Origin of the sequence: Staphylococcus sp. IVB6214 (assembly GCF_025558585.1) — a bacterium.
Taxonomy (GTDB): domain Bacteria; phylum Bacillota; class Bacilli; order Staphylococcales; family Staphylococcaceae; genus Staphylococcus.
This window is the reverse complement of sequence record NZ_CP094723.1, coordinates 1,924,080-1,948,492: the sequence shown is the minus strand read 5'-3', so window position 1 is coordinate 1,948,492 and position 24,413 is coordinate 1,924,080. Positions and strand designations below refer to the sequence as shown.

Annotated in this window: 21 protein-coding genes and 1 pseudogene; 15 read left to right on the top strand and 7 right to left on the bottom strand. The window is 38.9% G+C overall.

The window, feature by feature from the left end; genetic code table 11:
- Nucleotides 1–43 precede the first annotated feature (43 nt).
- The 5 genes from MUA51_RS09675 to MUA51_RS09655 form a co-directional block, all read right to left on the bottom strand.
- The gene (locus tag MUA51_RS09675; RefSeq protein ID WP_262559623.1) at nt 44–1,612 is read right to left on the bottom strand and encodes an IS1182 family transposase; all 1,569 of its coding nucleotides are present in this window, start codon (nt 1,610–1,612) and stop codon (nt 44–46) included.
- 177 nt (nt 1,613–1,789) lie between these two features.
- Entirely contained in the window at nt 1,790–2,047 is a 258-nt protein-coding gene (locus MUA51_RS09670; RefSeq protein WP_262559622.1) for a hypothetical protein, read from the bottom strand.
- A gap of 210 nt (nt 2,048–2,257) precedes the next feature.
- Nucleotides 2,258–3,157, bottom strand: a complete 900-nt coding sequence (gene sdaAA, locus MUA51_RS09665) for an L-serine ammonia-lyase, iron-sulfur-dependent, subunit alpha (RefSeq protein ID WP_262559621.1) — start codon at nt 3,155–3,157, stop codon at nt 2,258–2,260.
- 18 nt (nt 3,158–3,175) lie between these two features.
- Complete coding sequence (sdaAB, locus tag MUA51_RS09660) at nt 3,176–3,853, bottom strand: L-serine ammonia-lyase, iron-sulfur-dependent subunit beta (protein ID WP_262559620.1); 678 nt, start codon at nt 3,851–3,853, stop codon at nt 3,176–3,178.
- 14 nt (nt 3,854–3,867) lie between these two features.
- Nucleotides 3,868–4,899 (bottom strand): PTS sugar transporter subunit IIC, encoded by a 1,032-nt coding sequence (locus MUA51_RS09655; protein ID WP_262559618.1) that lies wholly within the window; start codon nt 4,897–4,899, stop codon nt 3,868–3,870.
- A gap of 403 nt (nt 4,900–5,302) precedes the next feature.
- On the opposite strand from MUA51_RS09655, the gene MUA51_RS09650 reads away from it, so the two are divergent.
- Entirely contained in the window at nt 5,303–5,482 is a 180-nt protein-coding gene (locus MUA51_RS09650; RefSeq protein WP_262559617.1) for a hypothetical protein, read from the top strand.
- Nucleotides 5,483–5,922: 440 nt separating this feature from the next.
- Here the strand turns inward: MUA51_RS09650 and MUA51_RS09645 are convergent, their stop codons facing one another.
- A complete protein-coding gene (locus MUA51_RS09645; protein ID WP_262559616.1) occupies nt 5,923–7,449 on the bottom strand; it encodes an SLC13 family permease in 1,527 nt (508 codons plus the stop codon).
- 311 nt (nt 7,450–7,760) lie between these two features.
- On the opposite strand from MUA51_RS09645, the gene MUA51_RS09640 reads away from it, so the two are divergent.
- Nucleotides 7,761–7,943: a hypothetical protein gene (locus tag MUA51_RS09640; protein WP_262559614.1), complete on the top strand. Its 183-nt coding sequence runs from the start codon at nt 7,761–7,763 to the stop codon at nt 7,941–7,943.
- Between the two features lie 58 nt (nt 7,944–8,001).
- On the opposite strand, the gene MUA51_RS09635 is transcribed toward MUA51_RS09640, so the two are convergent.
- Complete coding sequence (locus tag MUA51_RS09635; RefSeq protein WP_262559612.1) at nt 8,002–8,823, bottom strand: formate/nitrite transporter family protein; 822 nt, start codon at nt 8,821–8,823, stop codon at nt 8,002–8,004.
- A 163-nt stretch (nt 8,824–8,986) separates the two neighbouring features.
- Here MUA51_RS09635 and MUA51_RS09630 point away from each other — a divergent pair, with 163 nt between their 5' ends.
- The 13 genes and pseudogenes from MUA51_RS09630 to narI all read left to right on the top strand — a co-directional run bounded on the left by MUA51_RS09630 (nt 8,987) and on the right by narI (nt 24,411).
- Complete coding sequence (locus MUA51_RS09630; RefSeq protein WP_262559611.1) at nt 8,987–9,532, top strand: GNAT family N-acetyltransferase; 546 nt, start codon at nt 8,987–8,989, stop codon at nt 9,530–9,532.
- 172 nt (nt 9,533–9,704) lie between these two features.
- A complete protein-coding gene (locus tag MUA51_RS09625; protein ID WP_262559610.1) occupies nt 9,705–10,454 on the top strand; it encodes a sirohydrochlorin chelatase in 750 nt (249 codons plus the stop codon).
- Complete coding sequence (locus MUA51_RS09620; protein WP_262559609.1) at nt 10,426–10,887, top strand: precorrin-2 dehydrogenase/sirohydrochlorin ferrochelatase family protein; 462 nt, start codon at nt 10,426–10,428, stop codon at nt 10,885–10,887. The genes MUA51_RS09625 and MUA51_RS09620 overlap by 29 nt, the downstream gene beginning before the upstream one ends.
- Nucleotides 10,880–13,285 carry a nitrite reductase large subunit NirB gene (gene nirB / locus MUA51_RS09615; RefSeq protein ID WP_262559608.1) on the top strand — a complete coding sequence of 802 codons (2,406 nt, stop codon included), beginning with the start codon at nt 10,880–10,882 and terminating at the stop codon, nt 13,283–13,285. The genes MUA51_RS09620 and nirB overlap by 8 nt, the downstream gene beginning before the upstream one ends.
- 5 nt (nt 13,286–13,290) lie before the next feature.
- Nucleotides 13,291–13,599, top strand: a complete 309-nt coding sequence (gene nirD / locus MUA51_RS09610; protein ID WP_095117799.1) for a nitrite reductase small subunit NirD — start codon at nt 13,291–13,293, stop codon at nt 13,597–13,599.
- Nucleotides 13,590–14,534, top strand: coding sequence for a uroporphyrinogen-III C-methyltransferase (gene cobA, locus MUA51_RS09605; RefSeq protein WP_262559607.1), 945 nt, complete (start codon nt 13,590–13,592; stop codon nt 14,532–14,534). Before nirD ends, cobA begins: the two co-directional genes overlap by 10 nt.
- A 147-nt stretch (nt 14,535–14,681) precedes the next feature.
- The gene (locus MUA51_RS09600) at nt 14,682–14,939 is read left to right on the top strand and encodes a type II toxin-antitoxin system Phd/YefM family antitoxin (RefSeq protein WP_262559606.1); all 258 of its coding nucleotides are present in this window, start codon (nt 14,682–14,684) and stop codon (nt 14,937–14,939) included.
- A pseudogene (locus MUA51_RS09595) lies at nt 14,936–15,182 on the top strand (Txe/YoeB family addiction module toxin). Before MUA51_RS09600 ends, MUA51_RS09595 begins: the two are co-directional and overlap by 4 nt.
- 266 nt (nt 15,183–15,448) lie before the next feature.
- A complete protein-coding gene (locus MUA51_RS09590; protein ID WP_276580942.1) occupies nt 15,449–17,689 on the top strand; it encodes a 5'-nucleotidase C-terminal domain-containing protein in 2,241 nt (746 codons plus the stop codon).
- Nucleotides 17,690–17,955: 266 nt separating this feature from the next.
- Nucleotides 17,956–21,627 carry a nitrate reductase subunit alpha gene (locus tag MUA51_RS09585; RefSeq protein WP_262559605.1) on the top strand — a complete coding sequence of 1,224 codons (3,672 nt, stop codon included), beginning with the start codon at nt 17,956–17,958 and terminating at the stop codon, nt 21,625–21,627.
- A complete protein-coding gene (narH, locus tag MUA51_RS09580) occupies nt 21,617–23,173 on the top strand; it encodes a nitrate reductase subunit beta (RefSeq protein WP_095117789.1) in 1,557 nt (518 codons plus the stop codon). Before MUA51_RS09585 ends, narH begins: the two co-directional genes overlap by 11 nt.
- Nucleotides 23,166–23,741, top strand: a complete 576-nt coding sequence (gene narJ / locus MUA51_RS09575) for a nitrate reductase molybdenum cofactor assembly chaperone (protein WP_262559604.1) — start codon at nt 23,166–23,168, stop codon at nt 23,739–23,741. Before narH ends, narJ begins: the two co-directional genes overlap by 8 nt.
- Nucleotides 23,734–24,411, top strand: a complete 678-nt coding sequence (gene narI, locus MUA51_RS09570) for a respiratory nitrate reductase subunit gamma (protein ID WP_095117784.1) — start codon at nt 23,734–23,736, stop codon at nt 24,409–24,411. Before narJ ends, narI begins: the two co-directional genes overlap by 8 nt.
- Nucleotides 24,412–24,413 lie beyond the last annotated feature (2 nt).

The window sequence follows — 24,413 nt, the reverse complement described above, 5'->3', positions numbered from 1 at the left end:
ATTTTAACGGCTTTTTTCTTATTATTTACTAAAAAACTAGCACTTATCTGGCTAGTTTTCTGATGTTTACTGCCATAAGTGCGATTCCTAATTCGCATTCAACCTTTGATTGAGTGCGAACTGATAACCTTTGGAAACCCAAATTAGCCTTCAGATTTCCAAATGCTGATTCGACATCTATTTTTCGTTTTTTGTAGATGCCTTTCGTTTTTGGATCTGAAAGCTGCTTATTTGTGAATGCTTTAAAATAATCCCAAGTTGGATTTTTATATAAGCTTTTTGTTGTAGTTGGGTTGGTTCTGTAATTCATACATTCATTTCGTAAAGGACATCCAACACAATCTTCACATTTATATAATTTGAAATCTCTCTGATAACCATATCCGTCTCTTCTTTTTCTATAACTTTTGAAATGCAATTCTTTGTTATTCGGACATACATAATAGTCATCTATTTCATTATATTTCCAATTAGCTGTTATGAATGGATTATTTTTATATTTTCTTTTCTTCTCTTTTAAATACATACTATATGTGATGAGTAGTGTTTTCTCGAATTCATCAAGAATCATCGTATAGTTTTGTTCGCTACCATATCCCGCATCAGCTACAATGTACTCTGGAATGTCACCGTATAATTCTTTGATTGATTTTAAAAAAGAAGGAAGTGTTCGCGTATCACCCGGATTACTATACACACCAAATGCCAAAATGAACTGATTGTTCGTCGCAATCTGCAGATTATAGCCAGGCTTTAATTGTCCATTCTTCATATGATCATTTTTCATTCTCATAAAGGTCGCATCATGATCTGTTTTAGAATAGCTTTTTCTGTCACCATAAATTTCCATCTGCTCATCATATTTTATTTTACGATCTTTAAAATCTTTGATTGCTTTTTTATATTTTCTAACTTTACTTCTTTGTTTTCTTAATGTCTTTCTTATTTCTACACTTTGAGATGCTTCAATTTTAGAAGTGAGCGTTTCATTTTTATCATCTAAATGCATCTCAATACGATTTAATTCTTCTTTCGTTAGTTCATCAGAAGATTCTCTCTTAATTTCAGGTATGATCTTCTCTGAAATTAACTGTTTATACACCGCATTGGATTTTTCAATAACCCCTTTACTAAAATGCTTAGTGCTACCTAGCCATTGAAAAGTATATTTATTGGCATTAGCCTCTATCTTCGTTCCATCTATATAAAGGGCGTCTTCTGTAATCACTTTGTCTTCTAATAATTGCGCTCTAAGACCCACAAATAGAACTTGTATAAAATCTATCATGTGTGGATTAACTCTAAAGCGATTGATTGTACGATATGAAGGGACTTGTCCTTGAGCTAACCACATCATACGACAACTATCTTTAAGTAGAAATTCCATTTTTCTACCAGAAAAGACAGACTGTGTATAGCTGTATAAAACGATTTTTAACATCATTTTAGGATGATAAGATGAAGGACCTCTATGGTTGTAATATTGATTAAAAGTTTCTTGGGGAATAGATTCTACAAGTTTATTAATAATGAGGGCAATATCACTCTCGGGAAAAGAAATTTCAGTTTCAATTGGCAGACTAAGCTGAGAAATGTTATACTCTTTATACATATAAGGCACTTCCTTTCATTGTTTTTGTGGTTATTAACAATTATACGGGAAGTGTTTTATTTTTTTAAATGATATCTATAAAAAAGGTCTAATTTAGTGTTTTTCGACACCAAATTAGACCTTTTTTGTAAAAGAGCTGGGAATTATGTCCCAGCCCCGACTTGTATATCAAAATATTTATTGAATGGTCTTGTTCTTGTCTAAGATACCTTTATGAAAAGGTTCATCATCGATTTCTTGGCGAACAGCAGCTGATGAGGATGCTTGATTCTCTTCTAAGCGGAATACGACATAATTATAAACGAAGAAACCAATGATACTGAGTGAAAATGATTGCATCAGCAAGTATTGCCATGTGCCTGCAATTAAATATGTCTCAGCAATGGTCGTTGTAATGACGAGTGCTAAAAACAGTAACGTCAATTTTTTCAACATCTTTCTCAGCTCCTTTTTGCGATGATTAGATTTTGTAAAAAAGTCTTATATCAATTATAACATTTTTCAAATTAAAAAGATAGTGTTTTTTCAGAAAATTCCGTATTGAATTCGATTACAACTATATAAAGTAGGGGAGTAGACAACAAAAAAAGAAGTTTGAGATGGCTCGATATCTCAAACTTCTTTATCTATTTAACTTAATGTTGTTTATGAGAATACTTCTTCTTTGTTAGAGCTACCAAAGATTTTTTCTTTGATTGCTTGACCAGTAGGAGTACCAGCAAGACCGCCAATACCAGTTTCACGTAATGAAGCAGGTAAGTTACGACCAACAGTATCCATTGCCATGATAACTTCATCTACTGGGATACGGCTTTCAACACCTGCAAGTGCAAGGTCAGCTGAAATTAATCCGTTACCTGAACCGATTGCGTTACGCATAACACAAGGGATTTCAACTAAACCAGCAACTGGGTCACATACAAGACCAAGTAAGTTTGATAAGCTGATTGCGATTGCATGACCAGCTTGGTCAGGTGTACCACCAAATGTTTCAACCGCTGCAGCAGCTGCGATAGCTGATGCTGTACCAACTTCTGCTTGGCAACCACCGATTGCACCAGCAACTGATGCATTGTTTGCGATGATCATACCGCACATTGAAGCTGCGAATAAGAATTTAATCATTTGATCGTTGTCTAAGTCATGTGATTGTTCTAATTTGAAAAGTACGCCAGGGATTGTACCTGAAGAACCAGCTGTTGGTGTTGCACAGATAATACCCATAGCTGCGTTCACTTCGTTTGTTGCGATTGCGCCTTGTACAGCAGAAATCATATCGCTACCTGAAAGGGCTTTATGTGATTCATTGTATTTACGTACTTTAATTGCGTCTTGACCAGTGTAACCAGTCACACTCTTCACGCCTTCACCTGTTGAACCTTTTTCAACAGCATCGCGCATTGTATCTAAGTTTTGTTGCATTAAACCATAGACTTCTTCACGTGACATACCACGTGTTTCCATCTCATGTGCAATCATAATTTCAGCAAATGTTGTGTTATTTTTTTCTGCATACTCTATTAATTCTTTCATTGAATCAAACATGATTTGTTTTCCCCCTGATTATTCGATGTAAGAGAAATTAAGATCTGAATATTTCTCTCTCAACGATTCTAGTAGTGTTTCGTTCATTGATTTATTTAAATGTAATGCTAAGAGGCAACGTTGACCGCTCATTGTTTTAATTTCTTCGTTAATATCAACGCCTTGTTCAACAAGTTCATTGATTAAGTGGTTGATTTCAGAAATACCACGTTCACCATCAATTACAAGTAAGTTTGGTGTGTGTGATAATAGGATACACATACCGTTTACATGGATACTTTTTACTTTGAAAGCACCACCACCGATTGAGATACCATTAACCTCAACGTGACGACCGTCTTTCTCAACAATGATTAACGCACAGTTTGGATGCTCACCTAAGCTTGTGCCTTTTTCTTCAATAAATTCGTAAGGGATACCTTGTTCTTTAGCAATTTTTGTTGATGTCTTGATGCGTTCGTCAAAAGTACTGAAGCCAAGTAAACCACCAACGATTGCTAAGTCTGTACCGTGTCCTTTGTGTGTTTCTGCAAATGATTCGTAGTAGTGCACCTCGATAGATTCAGGTGTACCGCCTAAGACGGCACGAGCCGCCTTAGCGATTTTAACAGCACCTGCTGTGTGTGAACTTGAAGGTCCCATCATCACTGGACCGATAATATCGAATGCACTTTGAAAGTCTTTCGTACGTGCCATAATGAATTCGCTCCTTAGTTAGTTTGATTGTTTAATTTATTTGATTTGAAATTGAAATTAAAGTTACGTTTGCTAATAAATGTACCAATGATATAGCTTAAGATAATACTGATAACTGCTACAACAATAATTGTGATTACTGTTGGAACTACTTCGTTAAATCCAAGTGCTACGATTGGACCTGCGATAGGCGTTGCCATACCTGGTTGGTCTACAACTATACCCATGTAAGTGATGAATAAACCATTGACCGCACCGATTATTGCGTTTGAACCATATAATTGGATAGGGTATTTTGCGATAATGTCAATTTGTGTTAATGGCTCGATAGCAACCGCAAAGGCTTTACCAGGGTTACCGATTTTAAGTTTTCTGAATAACACAAAGTTAACGAATGAGCTACCCATACAACCGAATGCACCGATTGCCATTGGAATACCTGTTAAACCAAGTAAGCTTGTGAATACCATAGAACTTAATGGTGTCATACCAACAACTGGTACGATAGCACCGATTACTAATGCAAGTGCGTAAGGGTTGTTGTCACCAACAGCTGTTACTGCTGTACCGATTTGTTTCAATACTGCGATAACACTTGGTGATACGATTGTTGCAATACCGAATGCAACAGCAGGTGCTAATAAGATAACAACGATTAAATCTAAACCTTCTGGTACGCGTTTTTCGATTTCTTTTAAACCGAATGCAACAAAGTATGCTGCGATGAATGCAGGTAATAATTTGAAGTCAAACAAGACAAGACCTGTTAAAACTGCAAATACTGGGTTCACACCGAATTTTAAACAAGTAAGAATCCCAACTGCAACCCCGCCTAAGCTTCCTGCAATATCCCCAATTTTGACGAAGTAGTCAATGTGGAACACACCGCCAATTGCATATTTTAAGAAAGCTTCCGGTAAGAATGTCGCACAAGCCGCACCCGAGAGGGCTTGTAGACCAAGTTTACCGTTTGGCGCAAACTTTAAGAATAAAGTCATTGCCAGTAATACAACTAGTAAAGTACCAATACCTAAAATGAAATCCATAAACAATTCCTTCTCTCTAAATCTATTTTGTTTTTTTTACTCTCTCTCGAAGCACCTTCATCATAGAACCTTTTGAAAGCGTATGCAATACCCTTCTTGTTAATTGCATATAACATAAAATTGAATAGTGTAATATATAATAAAATTATTATAGAGATTGTGAAAAGTGTACCTTCTTAAACGCTGTTAAGCCTTTGTGCATCAACGCTTCTTCACATTAAAGTGTTAAAGGAACTAGGCTGAAACGCACTTATGTCCTAATTGTGAACGCATTGAAGTTCCAAGATTAACAATTTTCAGACTATAAATATTTGTGAATTGAATCACATAATATTGGATATTTGCAATAGTAATGTGTATACTTCGGGTGTATAAAGCGATAAAAAGAATAGGAGTGTTCATAATGAGAAAACTAATCGATAAGCTGATGGCTTCGGATGCATCATGTTATGATATTTACCAACATACGGGGGTGAATCAAGGCATTATTAATGACTTGAGATCTGGTTACAGAAGTATAGATGATATGTCTTTTCGAGATGTTGAACGATTATCTAAGTATGCTGAAGCATTACATTTATAAGTGAGAAAATACTTAGGACTTGAACAAAGCGTGAGAAACAATTTGCTCGTTGTGGAAAGTTATTGAATGTATTGTTTGTACTATTAGAAAGTTTGCATACTTTATAGGGGAGAGTTACAAAAGTATTGATAAAATGAATGGGTATTATCACAAGGTCAGACGATAGACTGATAGAAATTTCAATCTCCTGTCTGATGTGAACAATGAAAAAGAAAGGTATGATATAGACAGAGGTTAGGACATGTAGATGTCACCTCGAACAAAAGTAATCTTGGAGAACATGCAAGTTTACTGAAGTAGGAATAAGATTCTATTCCCATATGGATCAAGTGAAAGCAGATAAAACAATCCCTAAACCTTATACCCGAAAACACCTCCTAACTGAGATGTTACATGAAAACGCACGGACATGTTTCCCCCATGACCGTGCGTTTATCATTTTATAGAAGGCCGAGCCATTTCCAATATGTCATGCTGAAGAGAATGATGAGAAGATAGCCGGCGATTGTTAGTGGTAAGCCCACCTTTAAGTAGTCTTTAGCTGTAAATGTTTCTGTCCCATATGCTAACATACCTTGTGGTGAACTGACAGGTAATAAGAACCCAAAACTAATCACGAATTGTTGAATTAATACGAAGCCAATCGTGTGATCGCCTAGATTCAATGTTGTGGCTAAAGATATGAATACTGGAATCAGTGCAGATGATAAGCTGGTTGCACTAGCAAACCCTAAATGAATAAGAATGTTGAATAATGAAATCAAGGCAATAGTCGCAATGATTGGCAAGTGTTCTAGGCCCATAAGACCGAATGTTTTGTCACTTAACCATTGTGCAGCTGTTGTCTGTAAGAGAACATTCCCTAATGAAATACCTACACCAAAGACGATGATAGTGCCCCATGGAATTTTACTTTCTGCTTCTTTCCAACTCATAATACCGATCTTTGGCGTTAGCATGATAGCTAAGGCAAGCAATGTAATAGAAGATGAGTCAATTGGGTGCAAGACCTTTTCGGTCGACCACAGCACGAGTAGTGCAATAGAAATCGCAATTAAACGCCATTCTTTAGGTGTAATTGGACCGAGCTCATCAAATTGTTGTTTTACAAGACCGCTACCACCCTGAATATGATCTTGTTCAGGTGGGATTACCTTTAAAACAACAAAATAAAGGACTACTGACATAAGTGCTGACCATGGGGCAGCATATAAGAACCACTCACCCCATGATACGTCATGACCGAGTTGGTTGTTAATAAAGTTGATAGCCACGATGTTTTGTGCGGCGGCCGTTTTGATCCCAACACTCCAAATTGTAACAGCTTGTACAGCTGTGATAACAAGTAATGCAGCAAGACGACTATTTTTACTTGCACCAAATGCAGCAACCATACCGAGTAAAATTGGGACAATAGCACCAGTACGGGCTGTTGCAGATGGAACGAAGAATGCCAAAATAATTGCAACAGCTATGGCACCAATAACAATGTTTCGAGTTTTGTTGCCAACGAGTGACAGCACCCATAATGCTAAGCGTTTGTGTAAGTTAGTAATTTGCATGGCTGTTGCTAGGAATAAAGCAGCAGCAACTAATGCGACAGCGCTTGATGAGAAGCCGCTAAAAGCAAGTTTGAGTGCATTGTTTGTGCCGAAAGCAGTATCTCCTGAGATTGGTTCGCCACCTACCGTTGGATTGCCGAGAGATTCTGCTAAGTTTTGTACTGGGCTGAAACCGAGTAAAAGAATCACAAGACTGATAATAATGGCAGCAGAAACGGGGTAGCTAACAGCTTCTGTAACCCATAAAATAACAGCGAAAGCTAGAATGGCTAATGCAGCTTTACCCATAATCGGTAAGCTTGCAGGTGTTGGAACAAGTAATATAGTGATTAATGCAACAAATGCCAAAATGAACCAGAGTGGTTTGAAGTTGCTTGTAGATTGTGTTTTCTTAGATGTTCCCATACTGAAACGTCCTTTCTATTTTTGAAGTGTTTTTATTTTAACAAGCAATAATTTAATACATAATCATATGAATTTAATGTTCACAAAATAGACAAAAATTAATAAATTGTATTTAAAAAAGATTTGAATATCTACTATATTTATTTGTGAAAATGTGACGTGGGTCGTTCAATAATTTGTCAGAATTCTAATGGTAATATGAGGTGTAGTCAGTGGTACAATGAATTTGATGTCTGCTGACGTGTAAGCGTTATCGGGACACGGATATGCCACAATATACTTTTATCATTCAATTATAAGGAGATGTTTATATGAATAAACGTTATGTCAAAGTATTAGGGTTATATGTTGCAAGTACTGCGGTACCAGTATTATTGAACAAAGTTTGCAAGTTGGATGGCGTGTTGAAGTGGGCAGTACAAACAGCATTAGGATATAGCATTTTTGCATATGGTTTGAAAGTAATGACTCGACGCAAAAAAGCTGCACAATAAATGAAAAAAGCGATTTGAACACTTTTAAAATGTTCAAATCGCTTTTTACGTGCGCTTATTACTTAACCTTTTTTGGTGAGCCATTTAGGTAAGCGTATAGTAAACCAATCATCAAGCCACCACCGATGTAGTTACCGATGAAAGCAAAGACGATGTTTTTAAGAACGCCAAGACCACTTAATGCATCTAAGTTATAGAACAACATACCGACGAATAAGCCTGCATTATAAACAACGTGTTCATAACCCATAAATACGAAAATAATAACACCGATTGCAATGAAGAATGTTTTTGTTAAGCCTTCTTTAAACATGAGTGATACGTAGATACCAATGTTAATAAAGAAGTTAGCGAAGATCGCCTTCACTAAAATGGCATGCCATGTTGGTTCAACTGTTTTGGCAGCAACCGTTTTACTCAGTGCTTCGATCATTTCTGGTGTCATGACTTGTGTGCAAATCAATAAGCCGAATAGAACGAAAGCCCCTAAAATATTTCCTAAGAAACAAACAGCAAACAACCACATTGATTTTGCGATTGAGATCGTGCGGTAATACATGCCAATTGTTAGGAACATAAAATTACTTGTTAATAACTCTGAATGTGTCAATACAATAAATACTAAGGCGATACTAAATGCCATAGCTCCCATGAGATTGACAACACCCGGTAAAGCTCCAGCCATTTGTGTTTTCATTGCTAACATAAATATAGTTACGATTGCGAGTAGGAAGCCAGACATCATCGATTTTAAGATGTAACGTGGCATCGTACGATCCAGCATGATTTCTTTCATCGCTACGCTGTGGATAATACCTTCAACGATAGGACGTGATGAATAAGTATCCTGAACCGTTTTTGTTGGTTTTTCAATAGACACTGTAATTCCTCCATATAAATTACTGTGATTTAATTAACAACTATATTTTACTGTATTATTAATAGAATAAATAGGGGGATTTTAAAATAATGAGCCAACTATTACAGATTGTACACGACATTTTGGTAAAATAACGAAAAATATATAGAAAGGATGTGTGATAATGACACAACAATTTCGACTTGCAACTCTTGAAGATACCGATGCTTTACACAAGCTGATGTATCGTTCGTTTACGCCATTGCGTGAAGCGGGAATTAATTGGCCATCTGTCAATGCAACGCCTGAGATGATTGCAGATAATATTCGAGATAATGCGTGCTATGTATTAGAAGTTGATGATTGCATCGTATCAACGTTATCCATCCGTTTCCCTTGGGAGTCAGACACACCTGTTTCCAAATATCCATTTGTGTGGTGGTTAGCCACAGACCCAGAGATGAGTGGCAAAGGGTATGGAAGTCAGATGATGCGTTATGTTGAAGAAGTCATTTTACGAGATACATTGAAAGCCCCTGCGGTCGTACTCGGAACATCTGCCCGCAAAATGGCTTGGCTGGAAGATGTCTATCAACGACGTGGGTACGAAACATACTTTGAGATGGAAGATGAAGAATCCGGAGATAAAGGTGTCATGATGGTGAAAGTACTTATCCCAGAACGATATGATGACAAATTGTTAGCACCACCACCATGGGGCGAAGCCTAATACACCAGTCGTTCTCCTGTACGATAAATGGTATAAAATGCTTGAATAAAATCGATGATAGGGAATCCCCTTGTGAATAGATTAGGGGGTTCCCTATTTCTGTTTTTGGCTGTGAATGGAATCACAAAATGTATGTGAAATATATTACAATATAAGGGAGGGGGTGAAGCAGTTGCAGAAAACGATTTTGATTGTACATGGTATGCGTAAAGGTAAGTTGAATGAGACGCTTGAACAGTTTGTACACGAATTATTTGATGATACGTCGATTGATTATGATGTGGCGTTTTTGGAGTCGGAAGAACGTTCCTTAGACACAGTGATAAAAGCAACGGTACAGCAAGGCTATCAAGCAGTAAATTTAATGCCGTTGTTACTCTTTACAGCATCACATTATTATGAAGATATTGCAGATCAAATGAAGGTGTGGACAGCACAATATCCTCAAGTTCATTTTGTATTAGCAGAACCACTTGGAACGCATCCAGCAATGGCGGATTGGGTGTCGAAACAACTGGTGCGCTATGAGCATGAAATCGATGATACAACAGGTGTTGTGATTTTAGCACATGGTAATGCACGGTTTGATGAACCAGATCTTGCATTGACACAATTAGCTGAACAGCATTCGAATGAACAAATACAATGTTATCCGAGTATGGTGTATGGCAAGCTGAAGTTTAAAGAAACTTTACCACCACTTGCAACAGCGTATGACAAGTTGCTCGTTATTCCGTTCTTCTTTTATGATGGCTACCTTGTCAACAAAACGAAGCGGAAAATTGCGGAGATGGCGTTGCCAACAGAAATCGTCTACACAACTGCAATTAACTTTGACCCAGTGTTAAAAACGATTATTTTAGCGCGTATCGCGTCTTGTGAGGAGGCACGTCATGTATCCAATACAGCTGAACTTGTGTGACAAACACGTTGTGATAGTTGGTGGGGGGAAGATTGCATGGCGGAAATTCCAAGGATTGATTCATGAAGACTGCCGAATAGATGTGGTGAGTCCACAATTTTATGAAGGGTTCATGTCAAAGCAATGGCGGACATCAGTCAGATTAATACACAAAGACTATGAAGCAGATGACATTGCAGCGGCAGACTTAATCATTGTGGCGACAGATCGTGCTGACGTCAATGATCGTGTGGTTCGGGATGCGACAGATAGCCAATGGGTGAACCATACGGGAGACAGACATCAGTCGGACTTCTTCAACACTCTGAATATTAGGCACGACGACATGACAATCAGCATCAGTTCATCAGGACAATCGATTCGAAAGACACAAGCATACGCAAAGAAAATAAAGGCATATTTAAAAACGTTAGAGGAGGATATCCATGAGTAAAACGAAACTATTAATGATCGGTAATGGTATGGCGGGGGTTCGTACAATTGAAGAAATTTTAGAACGTGACCCTGATAAGTTTGACATCACAATTATCGGTAAAGAACCTTATCCGAACTACAACCGTATTATGTTGTCAAACATCTTACAAAATAAAATGACAGTCGAAGAGACAATCATGAACCCATATGAGTGGTATGAAGAACATAACATTCAATTGATTACAGGTGACAAAGTTATCAAAATCAACCGTGAAGAACAAAATGTTGAAACAGAAAGCGGTCGTGTTGTGTCATATGATCAAATGATTATCGCAACAGGTTCTGATTCGTTCATCTTACCAATTGACGGATCACGCTTAGATGGTGTTGTTGGTTTCCGTACGATTGATGATACAGAAAAAATGCTTGAAACAGCAAAAACGAAAAAGAAAGCCATTGTTATCGGTGGTGGCTTGTTAGGTCTTGAATGTGCACGTGGTCTTGTTGATCAAGGCATGGATGTAACAGTGGTTCACTTAGCGGAATGGTTAATGGAAGTTCAACTTGACCGTAAAGCAGGTGGCTTATTAAAAGCAGACCTTGAAAAACAAGGCATCAAGTTTGAATTACAAGCAAATACGCAAGAAATCATCGGTGAGAGTCATGTAGAAGGTATTCGTTTATCAGACGGACGTGTCTTAGATGCAGACATGGTCGTAATGGCAGTAGGTATCCGTCCAGTGACGAAAGAAGCACGTGCAGCAGGCTTAGAAATTGGTCGCGGTATCGTAGTAGATGACTTCATGAAAACAAGCGACCCTAACATCTATGCAGTTGGGGAATGTGCGGAACACCGTTCTAAAGTATACGGTCTTGTTGCGCCACTATATGATCAAGGTAAAGTATTGGCAGACCACATTACAGGTCAACCAACAGAAGGCTACCAAGGTTCTACAACATTTACATCATTAAAAGTATCAGGTTGTGACTTATTCAGTGCAGGTCGCATTACTGAAAATGAAGATGTACGTGGTATCGAAACATTCAACGGTGTAGACAATATCTACAAAAAAATCTTCGTCCAAGATAAGAAAATCGTTGGTGCGGTACTGTACGGTGATACAGAAGAAGGTAACCGTTTCTATAATATGATGAAGAAAGGTGACACAATCGACGAATACACACTTGTATCGATCTTGCATAAAGCAGGTGAAGTAGATGCGATTAGTGTTGCTGATATGGATGATGACGAAACAATCTGTGGCTGTAATGGTATCTCTAAAGGTGTGATCGTTAATGCGATTAAAGAACATGGTTTAACATCAGTTGCAGACGTAACAAGAGTAACAAAAGCAGGTAACTCTTGTGGTAAATGTAAAGGTCAAATCGGTGAGTTATTAGAATATACATTAGGTGGAGACTTCGTTGAAAGTGGTCCAACAGGTATCTGTGAATGTACAGACTTATCACGTGACCAAATCGTGACACAAATCCGTGCAAAAGGACTTAAAACATCTAAAGAAGTACGTCATGTGTTAGACTTCAAAAATAAAGGTGGTTGTCCTAAGTGTCGTCCGGCAATCAACTACTACTTAAACATGGTATATCCACATGACCATGAAGATGAAAGAGCATCACGCTTTGCCAATGAACGTTATCACGCAAACATCCAAAACGATGGTACATTCTCTGTTATCCCACAAATGCGTGCAGGTGTAACAGATGCGGATCAATTAATTCGCCTTGGTGAAGTGGTTAAGAAATACGACGTACCGCTTGTGAAAGTAACAGGTTCACAACGTATCGGTTTATACGGTGTGAAAAAAGAAGAATTACCACAAGTATGGGAAGATCTAGGCATGCGCTCAGCATCTGCTTATGCGAAGAAAACACGTTCAGTTAAGAGCTGTGTAGGTAAAGAATTCTGCCGTTTCGGTACACAATACACAACAAAACTTGGTATTCGTCTTGAAGAAACATTCGAATACATTGATACACCGCACAAATTCAAAATGGGTGTATCTGGATGTCCACGTAGCTGTGTAGAATCAGGCGTAAAAGACTTCGGTATCATCGGTGTTGAAAATGGCTTCCAAATCTACGTTGGTGGTAACGGTGGTACAGACGTAGTGAAAGCTGAATTCTTAACAACAGTTGAAACAGAAGATGAAGTTATCAAATTATGTGGTGCATATATGCAATACTATCGTGAAACAGGTGTTTATGCAGAACGTACAGCACCATGGTTGAAACGTATGGGCTTTGACCAAGTGAAATCAGTAGTATTAGACCCAGAAAAACAAGAAGAACTTTATAACCGTATCATGGAAGCAAAAGCAGCAATTCCTGAAGAACCATGGAACGATATTACAAGCGATGATATGAAACGTAAAATTTTCGAAGTGGAGAAGGTGTAAGACTGATGGCAGAAAAAGTAAAAGTAGCACATATGTCAGAAATTGAACCATTAATTGGTAAGAAAGTCATTGTTGGAGACAAACAAATCGGATTGTTCTTAACAGAAGATGGCGAGCTTAAAGCAATCAATAACGTTTGCCCACATAAACAAGGGCCATTATCTGAAGGGACAGTTAGTGGACACTATGTCTTCTGTCCACTTCACGATCAAAAAATTGATTTAAATACTGGTGAAGTTCAAGAACCAGATGAAGGCTGCGTTGAAACATACGAAGTAGAAATTATCGACGATGAGGTATATTTATGTCTGTAACAGGCAGCCCCTCAAAAGTATATTTAGTAGGAGCAGGTCCGGGTAATCCGTGCCTGCTCTCTAAAAAAGCGGAACGTTGTATCCAACAAGCAGATGTTATTTTGTACGATCAGCTCGTGCATCCATTTATTTTGCAATTGTCACGTCCAGATGCAGAATGGATACATGTTGGAAAAACACCATACACACGTTACATTAGACAAGAACGTATTAACGAGTTGCTTGTCGAAAAAGCGCAAGATTATCAGCGCGTTGTTCGCTTGAAGGGTGGCGATCCAGCCATCTTCGGTCGTGTCACTGAAGAAGTTGATACGCTTCGTACACATGGTATTGATTTTGAGATTGTACCAGGTATTACAGCAGCCAGCGCGGCCATCAGTCAATTGGGCCGTGGTTTAACAGAACGACAAGTATCGACAAACATTACATTTACAACGGGTCACTTTAAAGATGATGTTGAAAATGAAATTGATATTACAACGCTTGAAAACGGTGGTACTTTGGCAATCTATATGGGTGTCAAGCGCCTACCGTTATTGATGGATGAAATTATGACGAAAGTCGGTATTGATTATCCGGTTGCGGTGATTTTCAATGCAACACGACCGAACCAACAAGTAATTGGAGGTACAGTGACAACAATTGCTGATAAGATTGCACAATTGCCAGAGCGCCCGGGCCCGGGTGTCACTATTGTCGGTGAAGTGGTTCGTGATGTTGAAACGATTAAGCCAGCAGTAAATGATACGCCAGAAATGGTCTTGTTAAAGGGACATCGTTCACGTTGTATTGATGTCGCTTATGATATTTTTGAAAATGGTGGTGCCGCGCTAATTGATGATCGTCAAACTTCACAATTACATCCAAGTCAACATGAAATTATCACAGCGTGGTTGGAACAATATCACTTTACATCAGAACGAACAGTTGAATAATAGATAGAAGCATCGTACAAGAGATGGATTGATCATTCTCTCAATGTACGATGTTTTTTTGTGGTAGAAGCATTGATTTATAAGATAACTTAATGTACGCATTTACGTACGCTATAATAGAGTTGTATAAATCGAGGGGGGATATGTATGAAAATAATAACACCTACTAATGCTAGAAAAGAGTTATATAACTTATTAAGAAGTGTTAATACCAATAATGAACCTATTATTATTAATGGTAAAAATGAAGAAAGTGATGCAGTGCTTTTAAGTTTAAAAGATTGGAATAGTATACAAGAAACTTTATATCTTGAATCTGTTGGTGTCATGGATAAAGTGAGAGAAAGAGAAATGGATGAGAGTGGCTTCATAGATGTAGACGATATTGATTGGGATAATCTATGATGTATAACGTGAAGATAAAAAATTCTGCTAAAAATGATTTGAAGAAAATTAAACAGTCACAGTTAAAAATCAGTTTCTTAAAATAGTAGATATTTTAAGAAAGATTCATATTTTCCAAGTCAATCTTTTGATCAATTACAACCTAAACATCTAGGACGGTATTCAAGAAGAATCAATCATCAGCATAGAGTCGTTTATACAGTTGATGATAAACTTAAAGAAGTATATATCTATTCTGCTTAGACCCATTATGAATAAAACCTAAAAAGTGTATAGCTAACTACCTCTACTGATATTTGATGCCTATGATTTTCAAACAGTTGAATAGAAGATAGAAGCATCGTACAAGAGATGGATTGATCATTCTCTCAATGTACGATGTTTTTTGTGGTTGCTCAATAACACTTATAATTTTTGTAATTATTAATAAAACTATTAGAAAATTTATAAAATACTCAATTTGTTTATGCTACGATAGAACTGTAAGTCAAATCATAAGGAGGGTCCAAATGAAGCAAACAGTTTTTCGATGGGTGGCAGTATTTGCATTGATTCTAGGTTTTTGTGGGGTTGTCAGGCATGGATCGGCATATGCAGAAACAACTGATGTAGCAGATTCTGCAACGAACCAAGCAGTAGAAATGGTTGCAGACACAGTGGAAGAGTCACCGGTATCTACCGATGAAATGAATGGTGACAATTCGGATCATGAGCGTGGAACAGAGCAACCTGTCGTTGCTGAGAATGAAGCAGTGACGGAAGAAGTACAACCTGAAGCGGTAGCGGAACCGACAGTTTCACAAGATGAGAAGGCAGCACCGCAAGAAGAAACGACAGTAACGAAGAATGAGGCTGTTACTCAAAACGAAACAGAACCAAGAACACATACAATCTTACATACGAATGATATTCATGGCCGTATGATTGAAGAGAATGATCGTGTCATTGGGATGGCAAAGTTGAAAACATTAAAGGAACAACAACAACCTGACTTGATGGTCGATGCAGGAGATGCGTTCCAAGGCTTGCCTGTTTCTAACTTATCAAAAGGGGAAGAAATGGCGAAAGCGATGAATGAAGTTGGCTATGATGCAATGGCCGTTGGGAATCATGAGTTTGACTTTGGCTATGATCAACTGAAAAAATTGGAAGGCATTCTGAACTTTCCATTACTGAGTGCTAATGTCTACAAAGACGGCAAGTTGGCATTCAAACCATCAACTGTTGTTAATAAGAATGGTTTGAACTATGGCATCATCGGTGTCACAACACCTGAAACTGCAACGAAGACGAGTCCAGAAGGGATTGTAGGTGTGTCATTTGCAGATCCAGTTGAAGCGGTAAAACGTGAAATGACAAAGTTGAATGGTCAAGTAGATGCTTTCGTAGTGTTATCACACTTAGGTATTGATCCATCTACGCAACAAAAGATACGTGGTGATTATTTAACAAAACAATTAAGTGCGATGAAGGGTTTCAAGCATCCGATGATCGTGATTGATGGTCATTCACATACTGTGTTAGAACAGGGACGAATATTTGGTAAAGATGTATTGGTACAAACTGGCACAGCTTTGGCAAACGTCGGAAAAGTGACATTTGATGTAACAGATGGTCAATTAACCAATGCGAAAGCGACATTGATCAATGTGAAAGATGTAGCTGATTTAATGCCAAATGCAGCGTTGAAAAAGCAACTTGATAAAGCAAATGCTGAATATTTAGAAGCAACATCTGAAGTGATCATCCCGAATAACAAAGTACACTTCAAAGGTGAACGAGATGATGTGCGTACAAAAGAAACAAACTTAGGGAACGCAGTTGCTGATGCAATGGAAGCATACGGTCAACATGGATTCAGTACACCATCTGACTTTGCTGTAACGAACTCAGGTGGTATTCGTGCCTCTATCGCACCAGGTACAGTGAAACTGAGCGATATTATTACAGTATTGCCATTCGGTAACACAATTGCTCAGATCAAAGTAACAGGTGAAAACGTATTGAAAGCATTTGAACATAGCTTGAGCGCACCGACGCAAACAGTTAATGGCAAAACACAATTCACAGCGAACGGTGGTTTGCTACAAATCTCTAATGGTGTCCGTGTATACTATGATATGAACAAGGCACCAGGACAACGTGTGAATGAAGTACAAGTGTTGAACAGAAAAACAGGTCAATATGAACCACTAGACTTAACACGTATTTATAACGTTGCAACGAATGACTTTACAGCGTCAGGTGGCGATGGTTTTGACATGTTTGGCGGACCACGTGAAGAAGGTGTGTCACTCGATAAAGTCATGGCGGATTACTTGAAAACGGCTGACTTATCGCAATATGACACAACGGAACCACAGCGCATGATTATGGGTCAACCTGTCAAAGGTGAGGACTCAGTGACAGTGCCACCTGCAACGGAAGACCCGAATCATCCAACGCAAACACCGCAGCCAACGGTACCGGGCAAAGTAATTCCATTCCCAACTGTACCGGAACAACCAGCTGTAACAGAAGATAACGGTGTAGTGGCGACGGCAATGTCAACAACGGATATGCCAGATACATCGCTGCAAGCGAATACTGTGCATATGCCGATGACGTTGCAAGGACACTCTGTAACGATGTCTGGCAACGACGAAGATATGTTGCCAGAGACGGGTGGAACGCCAGCGGGAACGACGGCACTGGCCTACTTGTGTATCGGTGCAGGTGTCTATGCGATGAGACGTAAACGAGTAGCATAATTTTTTATAATAGGGTCAAAATAGACAGTGCTTTTTTGAGAAAAGGCGCTGTCTATTTTTGTATATTAGGACATATTTTTTGGGTGTTCAGAAATGAGTGAGAACCGTTATCAACTAGGCGTAGCAAGGGATACAAGAGTTTGTGAAAAAATTAACAATTAGGGAATACGGAGATATAAATAGGTAAATCCCTAGTATCGTGAAAAAATTAGCAAAGGTACAATAGACATAATAAGGAAAGCCTATGTCTATTGAGGAGGATGAATATGGCAAAATTTGGATTAAACTTCTTTAAGCCGACTGAAAAGTTTAACGGCAATTGGTCAGTTTTGGAACATAAGAGCCGTGAATGGGAAAAAATGTACAGAGAAAGATGGAGTCATGACAAAGTCGTACGTACAACACATGGTGTAAACTGTACGGGATCATGCTCATGGAAAGTGTTTGTAAAAAATGGTGTCATCACTTGGGAGAACCAACAAATCGACTATCCAAGCTGTGGACCAGATATGCCAGAATTCGAACCTCGTGGCTGTCCACGTGGTGCGTCGTTCTCATGGTATGAATACAGTCCACTACGTATTAAATATCCATACGTAAGAGGTAAGTTATGGGACCTATGGAAACAAGCATTAAGTGAACATGGCGATCCGATTAAAGCATGGGCGTCTATCGTTGAAGATGAGCAAAAAACACGTATTTACAAAGCAGCACGTGGTAAAGGTGGCCATGTGCGTGCAAACTGGAGAGACGTAGCGCAACTTATTTCAGCACAATTAATCTACACAATTAAGAAAGATGGTCCAGACCGTATCGCAGGTTTCACACCAATCCCAGCGATGTCTATGATCAGTTATGCAGCGGGAGCACGTTTTATCTCATTACTTGGTGGAGAAATGTTAAGTTTCTACGACTGGTATGCGGATTTACCACCAGCGTCTCCACAAATCTGGGGTGAACAAACAGACGTACCAGAATCAAGTGACTGGTACAATGCCGCATACATTATGATGTGGGGTTCTAACGTGCCATTAACACGTACACCAGATGCCCACTTCATGACAGAAGTTCGTTACAAAGGTGCGAAAGTTGTTTCAGTTGCACCTGACTATGCAGAAAACGTTAAGTTTGCGGATAACTGGTTAGCGCCAAACCCTGGTACTGACGCAGCGATTGCGCAAGCGATGACACATGTTATCATGCAAGAATTCTATGAAGATGAACCATCAGAAATGTTCATCAACTATGCAAAACAATATTCAGATATGCCTTTCGTCATCCGTTTAGACAAAGATGCGAATGGATACAAAGCAGGTCGTTTCTTACGTTCAAGCGACTTCGGTAGCACATCTGAAAACAGTGAATGGAAACCAGTCGTATTCGATACGTTAACAGATACAATTCAAGTGCCAAACGGTACAATGGGTCAACGTTGGGAAGAAGGCAAACAATGGAACCTTAAGTTAGAGAACGAACAAGGTGAGAAAATTGATCCAGCGATGACAGTTGCAACAGGTGAATATGCACTTGCAACAGTTCAATTCCCATATTTTGATAACGCAGGTAACGGTGTATTCGAACGTCCAATTCCAGTGCGTAAAATGACATTGGCAAATGGCGAAGAAACACTTGTTACAACAATCTATGACTTAATGGCTTCACAATATGGTGTGAAACGTTTCGGTCATGAATTAGAAGCAAAAGGCTTTGATGATGCAGCGTCATTCTACACACCTGCATGGCAAGAAAAAGTTACTGGCGTGAAAGCAGACGTTGTGACGCAAGTTGCACGTGAATTTGCACAAAACGCTATTGATACAGGCGGTCGCTCAATGATTATCATGGGTGCAGGTATCAACCACTGGTTTAACTCTGATACGATTTATCGTTCAATCCTTAACCTTGTTGTGTTATGTGGTTGTCAAGGTGTCAACGGTGGTGGCTGGGCTCACTACGTTGGACAAGAAAAATGTCGTCCAATTGAAGGTTGGAGCACAATTGCATTTGCGAAAGACTGGCAAGGTCCACCGCGTTTACAAAATGGTACAAGCTGGTTCTACTTCGCAACAGATCAATGGAAATATGAAGAATCTGGCGTAGATCGTCTTGCATCACCACTTGCAGAAAATATTAAGTTACAACACCCTGCAGACTATAACGTTCTTGCAGCACGTAACGGATGGTTACCATCATATCCACAATTCGACCGCAACAGCTTATTATGGGGCGAAGAAGCACGTGATGCAGGTGAGTTTACAAACGAAGCAATATTAGCACGTGCATTAGAAGACGTTAAATCACGTAAGACGAAGTTTGCAGTAGAAAACCCTGGATTGCGTAAAAACCATCCGAAATCATTATTCGTATGGCGTTCAAACTTAATTTCAAGTTCGGCTAAAGGTCAAGAGTACTTCATGAAGCACTTATTAGGTACGAAGTCTGCATTAATGGCTGAACCGAACGAAAGAGACAAACCAGAAGAAATCGAATGGAGTGAAGACACAGTTGGTAAGTTAGACTTACTTGTTTCTTTAGACTTCCGTATGACTGCAACACCATTGTACTCAGACGTTGTCTTACCAGCTGCAACTTGGTATGAAAAGCATGACATCTCATCAACAGACATGCACCCATTCATTCACCCATTCAATCCAGCAATTGATCCATTATGGGAATCACGTTCTGACTGGGATATCTTCAAGACATTGAGTAAAACATTCTCAGATATGTCTCGTACACACTTAACAGGAACGTACAAAGACGTTGTGACAGCACCATTAGCGCACGACTCTAAACAAGAAATCTCATTGTCATTTGGTGAAATCAAAGACTGGACAAAAGGTGAGGTTGAACCAATCCCAGGTAAAACAATGCCAGGATTTGCGGTTGTTGATCGTACTTACACAGATGTACATGACAAGTTCATTTCAGTAGGACCATTACTAGAGAACGGTAAAGTCGGTGCACACGGTGTCAGCTTCTCAGTTAAAGAAGAATACGATGAGTTACGCAGCATGGTTGGTAAATGGGAAGACGATACAGTTAAGAATGATAAGCCACGTATTGATACAGCACGTAAAGTAGCAGATGTTATCTTAAACGTATCTTCTGCATCAAATGGTCGCGTATCACAAAAATCATACGAAGATCTTGAGCAACAAACAGGTATGGAATTGAAAGATATTTCTGCAGAACGTGCATCAGAAAAGATTACGTTCTTGAATATCACATCACAACCACGTGAAGTGATTCCAACAGCTGTATTCCCAGGTTCTAACAAACAAGGTCGTCGTTATTCACCATTCACAACGAACATTGAACGTCTCGTACCATTTAGAACGTTGACAGGTCGTCAAAGTTACTATATTGACCACGAGGTATTCCAACAGTTCGGTGAAGCATTACCAGTATACAAACCAACATTACCGCCAATGGTATTTGGTACGAAAGATAAAGAAGTAAAAGGTGGCGTTGATGCACTAGTATTACGCTACTTAACACCACACGGTAAGTGGAATATCCACTCAACATATCAAGATAACCAACATATGTTGACATTATTCCGTGGTGGTCCAACAGTATGGATCTCAAATGAAGATGCAGCACAACATGATATTAATGATAACGACTGGTTAGAAGTATATAACCGAAATGGTGTTGTAACAGCACGTGCAGTTGTATCACACCGTATGCCACGCGGCACAATGTTCATGTATCATGCACAAGATAAACATATTCAAACACCAGGATCTGAAATCTCTGGTACACGTGGTGGTTCACACAACGCACCAACACGTATCCACCTAAAACCAACACAATTAATGGGTGGTTATGCACAAATTAGTTATTCATTTAACTATTACGGACCAATCGGTAACCAACGTGACGTATACGTTGCCGTTAGAAAAATGAAAGAGGTGGATTGGCTTGAAGATTAAAGCACAAGTAGCGATGGTATTAAACCTAGACAAATGTATCGGTTGTCACACATGTAGTGTGACATGTAAGAGCACATGGACAAACCGTCCAGGTGCAGAATATATGTGGTTCAACAACGTAGAAACAAAACCAGGTATTGGTTATCCAAAACGTTGGGAAGACCAAGAGCATTACAAAGGTGGCTGGACACTTAATAAGAACGGTAAGTTAGAATTAAAATCAGGGACACGTATTAACAAAATTGCTCTTGGTAAAATCTTCTACAACCCAAACATGCCAGTCATCAAAGATTACTATGAGCCATGGACTTACAACTATGAGCACTTAACAAATGCGAAAGACTCAGAACACACACCTGTTGCGAAAGCACACTCAGTGATGACAGGTGAACGTATGGATATCGATTGGGGTCCAAACTGGGAAGACGACTTAGCTGGTGGTCACATCACTGGTCCTCAAGACCCTAACATCCAAAAAATCGAAGAAGAAATCAAATTCAACTTCGACCAAACATTCATGATGTACTTACCACGTTTATGTGAACACTGCTTGAACCCAAGCTGTGTAGCATCATGCCCATCAGGTGCAATGTACAAACGTGATGAAGACGGTATCGTACTTGTAGACCAAGACGCATGTCGTGGATGGCGCTACTGTATGACTGGTTGCCCATACAAAAAAGTTTACTTCAACTGGAAAACAAACAAAGCTGAAAAATGTACATTCTGTTTCCCACGTGTTGAAGCTGGTTTACCAACAGTATGTTCTGAAACATGTACAGGTCGTATGCGTTACTTAGGTGTATTGCTTTACGACGCTGACCGTGTACAAGAAGCAGCATCAACTGAAAACGAACAAGACTTATACGAAAAACAATTAGAATTATTCTTAAACCCATTTGATGAAGCGGTTATCGAACAAGCTGAAAAAGATGGTATTGCACAAGAGTGGATCGAAGCAGCACAAAACTCACCAATCTACAAATTGGCGATTGAATACAAATTGGCATTCCCGTTACACCCAGAATATCGTACGATGCCAATGGTTTGGTATTGCCCACCACTTAGCCCAATCATGAACTACTTTGAAGGTAAAAACTCTGCGAACAACCCAGACGCAATCTTCCCAGCAATTGAAGAGATGCGTTTACCGGTTCAATATTTAGCAGAATTATTCACAGCGGGTGATACAACAGCTGTGAAAGGATCATTACAACGTATGGCAATGATGAGAAGTTATATGCGTGCTGAAAACACAGGTCGTGAATTCGATATGTCCCGTTTAGAACGCGTTGGCTTAACTGAACGTCAAGCAAAAGATATGTATCGCTTGCTTGCAATCGCAAAACACGAAGATCGTTTCGTTATTCCAACATCTCACAAAGAACAATACATGGACACTTATGCAGCGCAAGGTAGTCAAGGTTATGGTGGTGAATACTTCGGTGCAAACTGTGACGGTTGCGGCGTGCCAGTAGGTGCTAGCGACAAGTCAGGTCAAGAGATTTACAATGAAAGTTTCTATGGAGGGATTTTCCGTGATTAATCTTGAAATGCTGAAATACTATAAAGACACATTAGGATTTATGAGTCAGCAATTAAGTTTCCCGGAGAAGTTAACATTCCACCCAAAAACATTTGAAGACGTCTTTAATGAAGAACATCCAGCGTATACGCATGTCATGAAATATCGCGAATTAATGTATGAAAGAAGCTTGTCAGATATTCAATCACTGTACACGGATACATTTGACTTCAATGAAAAAACAACGCTCTATATGACATTCAATAAATTTGATACGCAAAAAGAACGTGGTCAAATGTTGGCAAAACTCAAGGTCTTATATGAAATGTTTGGCCTTGAGATGCCATCTAATGAACTATCAGATTATTTGCCGCTGATGTTAGAGTTTCTCTATGCGGCAAATATTGATGGCGATAGTCGTGCACAGGAAAACATGCAGTTACTTGTGATGATTATTGAAGATGGCACATATCCAATTATGAAAACTTTAGAAGAACAAGGAAATCCGTACAGTCATTTAATTCGTGGTCTACGTGAAACATTGAAGCGCTGTATAGTAAAAGACGATGAGGTGAAGCATCATGTTTAATCAATTTTTATGGGTTATTTTCCCATACCTTTGCCTTGCCATCTTTGTCATTGGTCATATTGCTCGTTATAAGTTTGATCAATTTTCATGGACGGCAAAGTCGAGTGAATTTATCGAAAAGAAGCAGCTTAAGTGGGGCAGCTTGATGTTCCACTTAGGGATTATCCCAGTATTCTTTGGACACGTTGTAGGGCTTTTAATCCCCGCACATTGGTTAGAAAGTGTCGGTGTTAATAACCACCTCTACCATATCGGTGCTGTGTATATCGGTAGTATTTTTGGTATAATCACGTTGATAGGTATGTTCCTATTAACAGCAAGACGTGTGACGAAACAAAACGTTCGCCGTCTAAGTTCAGCATCAGATATTTTTGTAAACTTTCTATTATTAACAATTGTCTTTGTTGGTTGTTACGCAACATTAGTTACAAACGCAACAGTGCCAGATTTTGATTATCGTCAAACGATTTCAATCTGGTTCAGAGGGTTATTTATGCTTAGCCCAGATGCAAGCTTAATGGTTAATGTACCACTTGCATTCAAATTGCACGTATTACTTGGCTTTACAATTATGGCATGTTGGCCATTCACACGTCTTGTTCACGTGTGGAGTGTTCCGTTGACATATGCAAGTCGTAGTTATATTATTTATCGTAAACACAAAAATTAATA